The 12297-nt window shown below is 61.3% G+C and carries 11 protein-coding genes and 3 pseudogenes; 8 read left to right on the forward strand and 6 right to left on the reverse strand.

Annotation, left to right across the window (positions count from 1 at the left end; genetic code table 11):
* The 3 genes and pseudogenes from F0169_RS28310 to F0169_RS28320 form a co-directional block, all read right to left on the reverse strand.
* Positions 1-212: pseudogene (locus tag F0169_RS28310) on the reverse strand (methyl-accepting chemotaxis protein); the annotation flags it as partial.
* A gap of 318 nt (positions 213-530) precedes the next feature.
* Positions 531-662, reverse strand: a pseudogene (locus F0169_RS28315) (hypothetical protein); the annotation flags it as partial.
* Between the two features lie 11 nt (positions 663-673).
* Positions 674-1615: a cache domain-containing protein gene (locus F0169_RS28320; RefSeq protein WP_425274279.1), complete on the reverse strand. Its 942-nt coding sequence runs from the start codon at positions 1613-1615 to the stop codon at positions 674-676.
* 210 nt (positions 1616-1825) lie between these two features.
* On the opposite strand from F0169_RS28320, the gene F0169_RS07285 reads away from it, so the two are divergent.
* Positions 1826-3277, forward strand: coding sequence for an MFS transporter (locus F0169_RS07285; protein WP_152746117.1), 1452 nt, complete (start codon positions 1826-1828; stop codon positions 3275-3277).
* 11 nt (positions 3278-3288) lie between these two features.
* Here the strand turns inward: F0169_RS07285 and F0169_RS07290 are convergent, their stop codons facing one another.
* Positions 3289-4194 (reverse strand): AraC family transcriptional regulator, encoded by a 906-nt coding sequence (locus F0169_RS07290; RefSeq protein WP_122250545.1) that lies wholly within the window; start codon positions 4192-4194, stop codon positions 3289-3291.
* A gap of 102 nt (positions 4195-4296) precedes the next feature.
* Here F0169_RS07290 and F0169_RS07295 point away from each other — a divergent pair, with 102 nt between their 5' ends.
* From F0169_RS07295 to F0169_RS07315, 5 genes and pseudogenes are all read left to right on the forward strand, one after another.
* A complete protein-coding gene (locus F0169_RS07295; RefSeq protein ID WP_152746118.1) occupies positions 4297-4857 on the forward strand; it encodes a carboxymuconolactone decarboxylase family protein in 561 nt (186 codons plus the stop codon).
* Positions 4858-4926: 69 nt separating this feature from the next.
* Complete coding sequence (locus tag F0169_RS07300) at positions 4927-5988, forward strand: acyl-CoA dehydrogenase family protein (protein WP_058411133.1); 1062 nt, start codon at positions 4927-4929, stop codon at positions 5986-5988.
* Positions 5985-6788 carry an ABC transporter ATP-binding protein gene (locus F0169_RS07305; RefSeq protein ID WP_152746119.1) on the forward strand — a complete coding sequence of 268 codons (804 nt, stop codon included), beginning with the start codon at positions 5985-5987 and terminating at the stop codon, positions 6786-6788. Before F0169_RS07300 ends, F0169_RS07305 begins: the two co-directional genes overlap by 4 nt.
* A pseudogene (locus tag F0169_RS07310) lies at positions 6775-7973 on the forward strand (ABC transporter substrate-binding protein). Before F0169_RS07305 ends, F0169_RS07310 begins: the two are co-directional and overlap by 14 nt.
* Positions 7970-8740 (forward strand): ABC transporter permease, encoded by a 771-nt coding sequence (locus tag F0169_RS07315; RefSeq protein WP_152746121.1) that lies wholly within the window; start codon positions 7970-7972, stop codon positions 8738-8740. Before F0169_RS07310 ends, F0169_RS07315 begins: the two are co-directional and overlap by 4 nt.
* A 48-nt stretch (positions 8741-8788) precedes the next feature.
* Here F0169_RS07315 and F0169_RS27335 read toward each other — a convergent pair whose 3' ends face one another.
* Positions 8789-8929: a hypothetical protein gene (locus F0169_RS27335; protein WP_162839865.1), complete on the reverse strand. Its 141-nt coding sequence runs from the start codon at positions 8927-8929 to the stop codon at positions 8789-8791.
* Between the two features lie 185 nt (positions 8930-9114).
* Between F0169_RS27335 and F0169_RS07320 the strand changes: the two genes are divergently transcribed.
* Positions 9115-9309: a hypothetical protein gene (locus F0169_RS07320; protein ID WP_152746122.1), complete on the forward strand. Its 195-nt coding sequence runs from the start codon at positions 9115-9117 to the stop codon at positions 9307-9309.
* Here F0169_RS07320 and F0169_RS07325 read toward each other — a convergent pair.
* Entirely contained in the window at positions 9299-9691 is a 393-nt protein-coding gene (locus F0169_RS07325; protein WP_152746123.1) for a fe2+ zn2+ uptake regulation protein, read from the reverse strand. The two genes, F0169_RS07320 and F0169_RS07325, sit on opposite strands and share 11 nt — an antisense overlap.
* Before the next feature lie 237 nt (positions 9692-9928).
* On the opposite strand from F0169_RS07325, the gene pvdQ reads away from it, so the two are divergent.
* The gene (pvdQ, locus tag F0169_RS07330) at positions 9929-12217 is read left to right on the forward strand and encodes a bifunctional acylase PvdQ (RefSeq protein WP_172979361.1); all 2289 of its coding nucleotides are present in this window, start codon (positions 9929-9931) and stop codon (positions 12215-12217) included.
* Positions 12218-12297: the final 80 nt, after the last annotated feature.

Genomic DNA, 12297 nt, shown 5'->3' on the forward strand with positions numbered 1-12297 from the left:
GCCAGCGCGCGCACTTCGTCGGCGACCACCGCAAAACCACGGCCTTGCTCGCCCGCCCGCGCCGCTTCAATCGCCGCGTTCAGTGCCAGCAGGTTGGTTTGCCCGGCAATCGCGCCGATCACACCGAGGGTTTCGGTGATGCGCGCGGCGTCCTGGCGCATGTTTTCAACGGTGTGGGTGGCGCTGGCCACTTCGCCGATCAAGGCGCTGACGCTGTTGGACGCTTCACCCACCACCACCCGCGAGCGGTCGGCGTGCTCATTCGCGCGCTGGGTAAACGACGCGGTTTCGGCGGCGTTGTGCGCGACGGTGTCGGCGGTGGAACTCATTTCGGTGATGGCAGTGACCGTCTGATCGGTCTCTGAGGCGTGCCGCACCAAAATCTGGTTGGTGTGGGCCGAGGTCTGTTGCAACTGCTCAAGGCCCGACGACATCGCGCCGGTGGCCAGCGTGACTTCGCTGATCATGTTTTGCAGGTACACGATAAAGTGATTCACCGAGTGCCCAATCGCGCCCAGTTCGTCTTCAGCACGAATGGTGATGCGCCGCGTCAGGTCGGCGTCGCCGGCCGACAGTGCGTCGATATTGGTCTTCAGCGACTTCATGCGCTGCACCAGTTGGCGAATCGCGTAGACCTGCAACAGCACCAGCAGCAACACCATGGGAATCTGGATCAGGCTGAGGCTGCGAGCACGTCATCGCGCTGGGCGGTGATCAACGACGTGGGCAGGGCGGTGGCGAGCAACCATGGCGTGCCCTCAATCGGGCGCATATAGAAGGTGCTGGCCACGCCCTGGTTGTCGAACTCGGTGCGTTGCAGCGTTTGGTCGCGTTGGCCCAGCGCCTTGCTGACCTGCGCGGCAAAAGCTGAAGAACCGGCCAGTTCGCTGATGTTCTTCAACACCACCGGGCCGCTGATGCGCGTGCTGTTGCTGATGATTTTGCCGTCAGCCTCAACGATCAGCATCTGCCCGCCGATGTCTTTTTCCTTGCTGGCCACCAGGTCATTGAAAAAACCCAGGGTCACGTCGATGGTGGCGATGCCATAAGCCGCGCCGTCGCGCTGGATCGCCATGGCGCAGTTGGTGCGCGGCTCCTGGCTGGCGTCATCTTTGTAGGCGGCCGCCCAGGCGCACTGGCCGCGCGGTGCGGCGAGGCCACCTTTATACCAACTCTGGTCGTAGTAATTAGGTGCGGCGTCGCTGTTCCAGAAGGTGTTCACGGCGAGCTTGCCCGACGCATCGCGGTGCCAGAAAGTGCTGTGCTTGTTACGCCCCGGTGTTCGCTGGTTAGGCAGCGGCCAGATACCACCGCCAAAGACTTTAAGCTCGCCGTACTGATCCACCAGGCCAGGCAGCACCTTGTCGATGGCATCGCTGTCGAGCAGCGGGATGGTTTGGGTGATGCTGCGTTGCTGGGACTGAACCTTGTTCAGTTCGCCCTGGATTTGTACGGCCACTTCGTTGATGCGGTTGAGCACGACCTGTTCTTCGGTCTGTCGCAGCTTGGGCGCGACCAACTGGCCGATGCCCACGACGGTCAACACAAATAACACCAAGACGAATAGCACCAGAAACACGGTGTAGCGGGTTTGGATGGAGCGCAATGGGGGCATGGGTATCGTCCTTACGAAGCGTTTATTATTGGCGCGGCTTTGTTAGAGCTTCGTCGGTGTATCGGCTTGGCAAGGCGGAGCTTTAGGTACGAGGGTGCAAAGTTTATCGCGGTCGAGGTAACGCGGTGCCCGGTGTTCCTGGCGACTGAACTCGGATGATTTCAACGACTCTCAAACCAGACACCAGCGTCAGCCGTGGGGAGCCCGCAGATGAACACGACTTGTAATACTGGAGCGGTGTTCGACACTGATTTGCCTGCCCGGCTGGATCGCCTGCCGTGGGGGCGTTTTCATACCTTGCTGGTCATGGCGCTGGGCATTACCTGGTTGCTCGACGGCCTGGAAGTCACCCTCGCAGGCTCGGTAGCGGGTGCCCTCCAGGCCAGCCCGGTGCTTAACCTCAGCCGCAGCGACATCGGCCTGGCCGGCGCTGCCTATATAGCCGGTGCGGTGTTGGGCGCACTGTTCTTCGGCTGGCTGGCGGACCGCTTCGGGCGCCGCAAGCTGTTCTTCATCACCTTGCTGCTGTACGTCGGCGCTACCGCCGCGACGGCATTCTCGTTCAGCGTGTGGAGCTTCATGCTGTTCCGCGCGCTGACCGGAATGGGCATCGGCGGCGAGTACGCGGCGATCAACTCGACTATTCAAGAGTTCACGCCAGCCCGTTACCGCGGTTGGGTTGATCTGACGATCAACGGCACATTCTGGCTAGGCGCTGCGTTGGGAGCCATCGGCTCGATTGTTTTGCTCGACCCGCAATGGGTGGGTGCCGAATTGGGCTGGCGCCTGTGCTTCGGCATCGGTGCGGTACTCGGTTTGCTGATTTTGCTGATGCGCTTGTGGCTGCCGGAAAGCCCGCGCTGGTTGCTGATTCACGGGCGTTCGGACGAAGCGACAAAGATCGTTGAGCAGATTGAAGTCGGCCTTGAGCGCCAGGGGCACGTGTTGTCTGCCGTCGCGGGCAGGCCATTGCGGCTGCATGTTCGAGACCACACGCCGCTTGGCGAAGTCGCCAAAACGCTGCTGGTTACGTTTCGCCAGCGCTCGCTGGTGGGCCTGACCCTGCTGACGGCGCAGGCTTTTTTCTACAACGCGATTTTCTTCACCTACGCGCTGGTACTCACGGATTTTTACGGTGTGCCTGCTGAGCGCGTTGGCTGGTACGTGTTGCCGCTGGCGCTGGGCAATTTTTGTGGGCCGCTGCTGCTGGGCAAGTTGTTCGACGTGGTGGGGCGACGGGTGATGATCAGCCTGACCTATGCCGTTTCTGCGGTCCTGCTGGCGATCAGCGGTTATCTGTTTCAACGCGGGCTGCTGGATGTAACTCAACAGGCAATCGCCTGGATGGTGATCTTTTTCTTCGCCTCTGCGGCTGCGAGCTCCGCCTATCTAACCGTGGCCGAAACCTTTCCGCTGGAAATTCGTGCGCTGGCGATTGCGCTGTTCTATGCATTCGGCACGGGGCTGGGCGGCATCATCGGCCCAACGCTGTTTGGTGAACTGATCGAAAGCGGTGAGCGCAGCCAGTTGTTGGTCGGTTACTTGATCGGTGCAGGGCTGATGTTGTTTGCAGCGCTGGTGCAATGGCGCTGGGGCACGGCTGCCGAGCGCAAATCGCTTGAAGAGGTTGCCCGACCGCTGTCGCAGGCGGATAACCCTTAGGCGCTGCACCGTCAGGCTTGAGCCTTGCGATAGGCGCCGGGTTGTTGCCCGATGACTTTGTGAAAGGCCCGGGTAAACGCCGCCACCGATTGATAACCCGCCGCCAGTGCCACCTGCGCCACGGTCTGGTCTTGTTTAAACAGCTCGCACGCATGGCGCATGCGCATCATCAGCAGCACGTGCCCCGGCGATTGGCCGCACAATTCGTTGAACCGCTTGAAAAACGCCGAGCGCGAGAGCCCGGTGCAGGCCGCCATACTTTCCAGGCTCCAGGCGTCGGCTGGGCGCGCGATCAGTTGCTCCAGCAGGTTGGCGAACGCCGGTTGCCGGGCGAGTGCCGCCAGCCCGCCAAGCTCGGTATTGTCAAGCACTTGCTGGCGCAGCACATACAGAAACAGCAGGTGACACAGACGTTCGAGCAGGGCGGAAGAGGGCGCCGGGGCGCGCTCGCACTCTTGCAGGATCAGTTCGAACAAGCTGCGTGCGGCAGTCAGTGACGGGTCGCCAGCGCGCAGGATGATCCAGGCTGGCAGGCTGTCGACGATCATCGCCGACAGGCCGGAGTGGAAGTGAAAAAAGCCGCAGACCAACCCCACGCCGTCGCCGGCAGCGCTGTCCAGCGGCAGCATTGGGCGCCGTGGGCATGCCTGCGCCGCAGCGGCCGTTGCTTCGCCAGACAAGCGATACACCAAGTCGCGCAGCAGAAACACCGCATCGCCATTGTTCAAGTGTTGCGGCGTCGGCTCGCCGTCCAAGTGCAGCCAGCACTGGCCTTGCACAACCAGATGAAAACTCGCGCTGGCAAGCCCATGAGTACTCGCGTGCCAGTCGCCGCAATAGCGGCCGATGTGGAATAAACGCGTGTTGAGTTCGAGGCTGTCTAATAACCAATCGACAAGTGCACTGGACGAATTCATCTAACGAAAAGACTCTAGAGCAAGTAATCGCTACTTTAGCCTATTGAGCGGTTTTTTTATAACCAACAGACTGAGTACACGAACCTATCAGGAGACCACTCCATGTCCCGTGTACCGTTGCTGACCCCTGAAACCGCACCTGAAGCGGCCAGACCTTTCCTGGAGAACGCCCTGAAAGGCTCGGGCTTCATCCCCAATCTGCTCGGCGTACTGGCCAATGCACCGGCGGCGCTGGAAACCTACATCATCGTCTCGGCTATCAATGCCAAGGCTGAGCTGAGCCTGGCCGAGCGTGAAGTGGTGCAACTGGTTGCCGCCACCACCCACGGCTGCGATTTTTGCGTGGCCGGCCACACCGCCGTAGCACGCAACAAAGCCAAGCTGCCCGAAACGGTGATCGAGGCGCTGCGCCAACGCGGCGAATTACCCGACGCCCGCTATGAGACACTCGCCGCGTTCACCCGCGAAGTGATCGCCACGCGGGGCGATGTCAGCGACGCAGGCTTTGAGGCGTTCCGCGCCGCCGGTTACTCCGACGGCCAGGCACTCGAAGTCATTTTGGGCGTGAGCCTGGCTACCCTGTGCAACTTCGCTAATGTGTTTGCGCGTACGCCGCTCAACCCGGAACTGGCGCAGTACCGTTGGGAAAAACCGGCAAGCTGAAGCGCGCACGCGCGGCTGTTGGCCCCTCTGCTTTAAGTGGGCCCTGTGCTTTAAAAAGGAGAAACATGAATGCTTGACCCAATCTTGAGCCGCTGGCTCGATGTTCAAGCGCAGGCCCTGGATGTGGGCAGCTGCGACCCCCAGGAAGTACTGCCGCGCCTGGCCGAGGCCAACGTGCTGCGCACCGGTGTGCCGAAGGCGCTCGGTGGTCTGGGCGGTGATGTAACCGGTGCGGTGGAAGCCATCGCCCACGTGGCCAGCCATTCGCTGGCGGCGGCGTTTGTGTGCTGGGGCCAGCGGTCTTTTATTGAGTATTTGTTGCAGAGCCCGAATGCGCGGCTGCGTGAGCAACTGTTGCCGGACTTGCTCAGTGGCAAGCTGGCCGGGGCCACGGGGCTGTCGAATGCGATGAAGTTTTTGTCCGGCATCGAGGCGCTGCAAATCAGCGCCGAACCGACTGACGATGGCTGGACCCTCAACGGTCGCCTGCACTGGGTGACCAACCTGCGCAAAAACGGCTTTGTGGCGGCCGCGGCAATTGAACATGCCGGTGGCGGTGCGCCGTTTATTCTGGCGATCCCCGATTCTGTTTCAGGCTTGCAACGCTCACGGGACCTGGAGCTGATGGGCTTGCAATCGAGCAACACGGCGGCGCTGGGCCTGGAAGGGGTGGAATTGAGCCGGGACTGGTTGCTGCACGAGGATGCGCGCACATTTTTGCCTGCGGTACGCCCGGCGTTTTTGGGCTTGCAGTGCGGCATGTCGATCGGCTTGGCGCGTCGCTCGCTGGCCGAAGTCGCCAACCATCTGGGCGCGAGCCGCACGGTATTGCGCGATGAGCTGGAGGCGCTGCGGGCGACCCTCGACCACTTGGTAAACGACTTGAAAAAAGGCCTGTTGGCCGGACGGTTTGTGGCAGAGCCGGTACCGTTGTTCAAACTGCGCATTGCCCTCGCAGAAACCGCCGCCGGTGCGGTGCAGCTTGAACTGCAAGCGAGTGGCGGCAAGGCTTACCTTACCGCGCACGGCAGCGGTTTTGCGCGGCGCTGGCGTGAGTCGGCCTTCGTGCCCATCGTCACGCCAAGCCTGGTGCAATTGCGCACCGAGTTGCATCGCCAGGCCGCGCTATGAGCCAGGCGGTATTAAGCGCCGAAAACATTTGCCTGGGGTACGCGAGCGGCCCGCTGCTGCAAGGGTTTGACTTGCAGTTGCAGGCCGGCGAAGTGGTGTCGATCCTTGGCCCCAGCGGCGTCGGCAAGTCCAGCCTGTTGCGCGTACTCGCCGGCTTGCAAGCACCGCAGGGCGGCAGCGTCAGGGTGTTGGGCGAGCCGTTGCACGGTCCCCATCCGCGCGTGGCGGTGGCGTTTCAAGACCCCAGTCTGTTGCCTTGGCTGAACCTTGAAAAAAACGTCGCGTTTGGCCTGGACTTCGCCCGTCAGCCGAATGTGAGCGCAGAAGAGCGGCGCCACCGCGTCGACCACGCCATTGCGGCGGTCGGCTTGCAACATGCGCGTCAACAATTTCCCGCGCAGTTGTCTGGCGGCATGGCTCAGCGCACCGCATTGGCCCGCTGCCTGGCGCGGCAACCGCAAGTCTTATTGTTGGATGAACCGTTCGGTGCGCTGGACGAGGTGACCCGCGCCGATATGCAGCACCTGTTGCTCAAGGTCAACCGCGAGCAAGGTTCGGCGGCGGTGTTGATCACCCACGACATTGATGAAGCGCTGCTGCTGTCCGACCGCGTGCTGCTACTCGGCAACCGCCCGGCACGCACGTTGGGCGAATGGCAGATCGACCTGCCGCAACCGCGCGAAGAACACGTCGAGGCCATGGGCGCGCTGCGTATCGAGATGCTTAAAACCTTACGGCAGGCGAGCCGCCCTCAACCCAACTCCCTTGAATTGCTGGAGCCCAGCCATGTGCCTGGATGACCTGACCCACTGCGCCGTGACTTTTTGAAACTCTCGGCGGTACTCAGCGCCGCCGGTGCCTTGCCGCTGTTGAGCAGTTTGCAAGCACGCGCCGCCAACGAGCCGGACGCGCCGGTACGCATCGGTTACTTGCCGATCACCGACGCCACGCCGCTGCTGGTTGCGCACAACAACGGCCTGTTCGAAGCCGAAGGCATCAAGGCCGAACGCCCGGTGCTGTTGCGCAGTTGGGCGCAGGTGATTGAGGCGTTTATCTCCGGGCAGGTCAACGTGATTCACCTGCTGTCGCCAATGACCGTGTGGGCGCGTTATGGCAGCAAGGTGCCAGCCAAAGTGGTGGCCTGGAACCATGTCGGCGGCTCTGGCCTGACCGTGTCGCCGGGCATTACCGAGGTGAAGCAACTGGGCGGCAAGTCGGTGGCGATCCCGTTCTGGTACTCGATCCACAACGTGGTGGTGCAGCAACTGTTTCGCGACAACGGCCTCACGCCCGTGGCGCGTGCAGCCGGCGGTGCGATTGCCGCCAACGAGGTCAACCTGATCGTGTTGCCGCCTTCCGACATGCCGCCAGCCCTGGCCAGCAAACGGATTGACGGCTACATCGTCGCCGAGCCGTTTAACGCCCTCGCGGAAAACCTCAAGGTCGGCCGCGTGCAACGCTTTACCGGCGATGTGTGGCGCAACCATGCGTGCTGCGTGGTGTTCATGCACGAACACGACCTGACCAATCGCCCGGAATGGTCGCAGAAAGTCGTGAATGCCATCGTCAAGGCCCAAGTGTGGACCCGCGACAATCGTGAAGAGGCGGTGAAGCTGTTGTCCAAGGACGGCCCGAACCGTTACACCCCTCACACTCAGCCGGTACTGAGCAAAGTACTCGCCCCGGCCGCCGCCGACCGCGCGGCTTACCTTGCCGACGGTGCAATCCAGCATGCGCATTGGGATGAACACCGCATCGACTTCCAGCCTTACCCATTCCCCAGCTACACCGAGGAACTGGTGCGGCGCTTGAAAGACACCTTGATCGAAGGCGACAAAAAATTCCTCGCAGACCTGGACCCGGCCTTCGTCGCCAAAGACCTGGTGGACGAGCGCTTCGTACGTAATGCGATTGAGGCGGTGGGCGGCATGAAGACCTTCGGCTTGCCCGATGGCTACGAGCGGCACGAGGAGATCGGCGTTTGAATACCGGCAAAACCTTCGCCTGCCCAGGCTGGTTGCTCGGCGTCAGCGGCCTGGCAACTGTGCTGGTGCTGTGGTGGCTGGGGTTGAAAGTGTTTGGCGATGCCGAGGGTTTATCGGCGCGCTTTTCGCTGGCCGCGACTTTCAGCAGCTTGTGGGAATTGCTCTGGCGCAGCGAGCTGTACCTACACATTGCGGTCAGCCTGAAGCGTATTTTTGTCGGTCTGTTTTTCGCATTGTTGGTGGGCGTGCCACTCGGGCTGTTGGTCGGCAGTTGGCGCAACCTGGAGGCGGCAACCACGCCGGCGTTTCAATTTTTGCGGATGATTTCGCCACTCTCCTGGATGCCCATCGTGGTGATGTTGATGGGCGTGGGCGACCAACCGATCTACTTCCTGCTGGCCTTTGCCGCGGTGTGGCCGATTATGCTCAACACCGCAGCCGGCGTGCGTCAGCTCGACCCGCGTTGGTTGCAGTTGAGTAAAAGTTTGAGTGCCACGCGTTGGGAAACCTTGCGCCGGGTAATCATCCCCGGTGTAGTCGGGCATGTGTTGACCGGCGTGCGCCTGGCCATTGGCATTGTGTGGATCGTGTTGGTGCCGTGCGAGATGCTCGGGGTCAGCGCCGGGCTCGGCTATTACATCCTCGACACCCGTGACCGCCTGGCCTATTCGGAACTGATGGCGATGGTGTTGCTGATCGGGCTATTGGGGTTTGCGCTGGATGCGTTTGCGCGCTGGTTGCACCAGCGTTGGGTGCATGCAGGTTAAGCCGCGAGCGTCTGGCTTTCCGGCCTGGAAAGCCAGACGTCATTCTAATCAGCGGTGCTCATAGCCAGGGCCGCCTTCATAGCGATGATCATGCCAGCCGCCACCACCGCCACCGTGTGGGAAAAAGAAGCAGCCGCTCATGCTCAGCATGATCAGCACTGGAATCAGCAGGGTGATTCGACGCAACATTTCAAAATCCTCTAAGGTACCGACAGGTTCAATCAGGCGCGGTCATTGCTCGTGGAGCGAGCCAAAGTTTTTCATCGCCTGTAACATACGACCCTGCCGGCCCCCATCCATCCCCGTTATCGGGTATGTGCTTGGCATGGCCTGCGATACAAAACAGATACATTTATCCGGTTCAGGAACCCGTCATGACCCAGAAGCAGCGTTTGAAATATTCGATTCTGATTTCCCTTGCAGTGCTGGGGACGATGTTTGGCCTGTCCTATCTGCAGAACACCGGGGTCATCAGCGAGAAGACGTTCCAGTACATCGCCATCGCCGTGGCGGTGACCGTGGTAGTGATCAACGGCGTCATGCGCCGCAAGGTCAAGCCTAACCTGTAATGTCGGCGCCACCGTCGAGCACCTTGGCAGCCTCTTCATGGAGGCTGTAGCTTTTATCCGCATTGAGGGTGATCACGCCCTCGCTGCACAGGCGTTTGAGCACCTCACGCACGCTAAGAAATGACAACGGAATGCCCAGCTCAAGCAAATGGCTGTGCACGCCGCGCACCCCAAGCGTGCGCTGGTTGTCGGCGGCAGTGAGCAGGGCGTCGATAACCTTCAGCCGAATCAGGCTGGTACGCAAACCGAAACGCTTGAGCAACTGGCGAATACGCTGGTTGCCTTGCTGTTCCGGCGTTTTGCCGAATGCTTGTGCGGCGCTGCCGAAAGTGCAATCGGTAGCGGGTGAACGTCCGTCCGTGGGCAGTTGCGAGTTGTGCATGCGAAAAACTCCTTATCAGAGCCTGATCAGGAAAATGATGGCGCTCTTAGGTAATAAGACGAACGAGCGACATAAATCATGAAGTGCTGGATGTAGAAATTTTGTCGGTCGCGCGTTTGTCGCCGTCGAATCGCCCGGCTAAACCTCCGCTAAGGCTAAATTCTTCCCGCTCATTTGCGTCCTTACGGTGGGGTAGCTGCCCCTTGTGTGGGTGTTTAATTTGACTGCGGAGCTTGCGTGATTATTTCCAACAGGTTGTCCAGAGTGTGCGTGGCAGGGGTGTTGCTGGGGTTGAGTGTGGCCGCAGCGGCACGCGAGCAGGTGGCGACGCCGGCATCGGCATCGGCGGATATTCGGCGCACCACGTTCGGCGTGCCGCACATTCGCGCCAATGACGAGCGCAGCCTCGGCTACGGCATCGGTTACGCGTATGCGCAAGACAACTTGTGCCTGCTGGCCAATGAAGTGGTGACGGTGAATGGCGAACGCGCGCGCTATTTCGGCCCTGATCTGGCAACCCTTGAGGAACGCAACAACCTGGCCAGCGACGTATTTTTTACCTGGTTGAATACCGAGCAGGCCAGTGCCGCGTTTTGGAACGCGCAAACCCCGCAGATGCAGCAGCGTATTGAAGGTTATGTGGCGGGCTACAACCGTTACCTGAAAGAGCAGGGCGCGCCGGCGCCGTGCCAGGCGGCGTGGGTTCGGCCGCTGGTGGTGGCAGACGTGGTCAAGCTGACGCGCAGGCTGCTGGTTGAGGGCGGTGTAGGCCAATTCGCCGAAGCCCTGGTCGGCGCGGCACCGCCGCAAGCCACTGCCGCTGTACAATCAAACACCAGGGCCTTTGAACTGGCCGCCGCCAATCAACAGCGCTTCAGCCTGGACCGTGGCAGCAACGCCGTCGCCGTGGGCCGTGACCGTTCATTCAATGGCCGTGGCATGCTGTTGGCCAACCCGCATTTTCCGTGGGTGGGCGGCATGCGCTTTTACCAGATGCACCTGACCATCCCCGGCCAACTTGACGTGATGGGCGCCGCGCTGCCGGGCTTGCCCGTCATCAACATCGGCTTTAACCAGCACGTGGCCTGGACGCATACGGTCGACACGTCCAAGCATTTCACCCTGTACCGACTGACGTTGGACCCCAAGGATGCCACGCGCTACCTGCTCGACGGTAAATCCCTGCCGCTTGAGCAAACCCGCGTCACCGTGAAGGCCAAACAGCCGGACGGCAGCCTCAAGGACGTGACCCATACGGTCTACAGCTCGCAATTCGGCCCGGTGGTGCAATGGCCCGGCAAACTCGATTGGGACAACCACTATGCGTTCAGCCTGCGCGACGCCAACCTGGGCAACGACCGCGTGCTGCAACAGTGGGACGCGATGAACCGCGCCAGCAGCCTCAAGGCACTGCAAAACTCGGTGCACACCCTGCAAGGCATTCCGTGGGTCAACACAGTGGCCGCCGATGATCAGGGCCAAAGCCTGTACATGAACTTGTCAGTAGTGCCCAACGTCAGCGCCGCCAAACTTGCGCAATGCAGCGACCCGCGCGCCGGTGTGCAAATGATCATGCTCGACGGCGCCCACAGCGCCTGCGCCTGGGACATCGACCCACGCGCGGCACAGCCCGGCATCTTTGCCGCCGAGCAACTGCCGCAACTGCAGCGCAGCGACTATGTACAACACGCCAATGACTCGGCCTGGCTGGCCAACCCCAAGGCGCCGTTGACCGGGTTCTCGCCGGTGATCAGCCAAGACCACATCAGCCTCGGCGCTCGCGCGCGATTCGCCGTGCAACGCCTGCAATCGCTGGAGAAACAACCGATCAGCGTCGCCGACCTGCAAAACATGGTGATGGACAACCAGGTTTACCTCGCCAGCCAAGTCATGCCCGACCTGCTCGCGTTCTGCGCCACACACCTCGGCGCCGATGCCGCAGCACTCAAGCCGCTGTGCACCGGCCTGAAAACCTGGGACCAACACGCCAACCTCGACAGCGGCGTTGGCCTGATGCACTTCATCAACCTGATGCAACACCTCGAACAAACCCCCGACGCCTGGCGCGTCGCCTTCGACCCCGAGCAACCGCTGACCACGCCACGCGGCCTGGCCATCGACCGCGCCCCTGTGGCCAACGCCCTGCGCGAAGCCATGCTGGCGTCCGCCGCAGACGTCGCCAAACTTGGCTTGACCCGCTGGGGCGACGTGCAAGTCTCCGGGCAAATCCCGATTCACGGCGGCCCACAATCGCTGGGCATCTACAACGCCATGCAAACCGTGCCACGCGCCGACGGCAAACGCGAGGTCGTCAGCGGCAGCAGCTACCTGCAAATCGTCACCTTCGACGCCCAAGGCCCGCAAGCCCTTGGCGTGCTGGCGTTCTCTGAATCCAGCGACCCCGCGTCCCAATACTCAAAGGACCAAACCCAAGCCTTCTCCGAGAAAAAACTGCACGCAATCCCCTTCACTGAAGCCCAGATCAAAGCCGACCCGCACTACCAGCAACAACTGATCAAGGAGTAACGAGCGCGCGCAACCCCTTGATGTCACTACGAAATATTTTTGAAATCAAAGGGTTGCAGGCAAAAGCAAATGAGTACATA

The sequence above is a fragment of the Pseudomonas kitaguniensis genome (genome assembly GCF_009296165.1).
Classification (GTDB): domain Bacteria; phylum Pseudomonadota; class Gammaproteobacteria; order Pseudomonadales; family Pseudomonadaceae; genus Aquipseudomonas; species Aquipseudomonas kitaguniensis.

Bases quoted from the DNA above. Each gene is read 5' to 3' on its own strand.
- F0169_RS28320 (WP_425274279.1), bottom strand. From the start codon at position 1,615: ATGCCCCCATTGCGCTCCATCCAAACCCGCTACACCGTGTTTCTGGTG.
- F0169_RS07285 (WP_152746117.1), top strand. From the start codon at position 1,826: ATGAACACGACTTGTAATACTGGAGCGGTGTTCGACACTGATTTGCCT.
- F0169_RS07290 (WP_122250545.1), bottom strand. From the start codon at position 4,194: ATGAATTCGTCCAGTGCACTTGTCGATTGGTTATTAGACAGCCTCGAA.
- F0169_RS07295 (WP_152746118.1), top strand. From the start codon at position 4,297: ATGTCCCGTGTACCGTTGCTGACCCCTGAAACCGCACCTGAAGCGGCC.
- F0169_RS07300 (WP_058411133.1), top strand. From the start codon at position 4,927: ATGCTTGACCCAATCTTGAGCCGCTGGCTCGATGTTCAAGCGCAGGCC.
- F0169_RS07305 (WP_152746119.1), top strand. From the start codon at position 5,985: ATGAGCCAGGCGGTATTAAGCGCCGAAAACATTTGCCTGGGGTACGCG.
- F0169_RS27335 (WP_162839865.1), bottom strand. From the start codon at position 8,929: ATGTTGCGTCGAATCACCCTGCTGATTCCAGTGCTGATCATGCTGAGC.
- F0169_RS07320 (WP_152746122.1), top strand. From the start codon at position 9,115: ATGACCCAGAAGCAGCGTTTGAAATATTCGATTCTGATTTCCCTTGCA.
- F0169_RS07325 (WP_152746123.1), bottom strand. From the start codon at position 9,691: ATGCACAACTCGCAACTGCCCACGGACGGACGTTCACCCGCTACCGAT.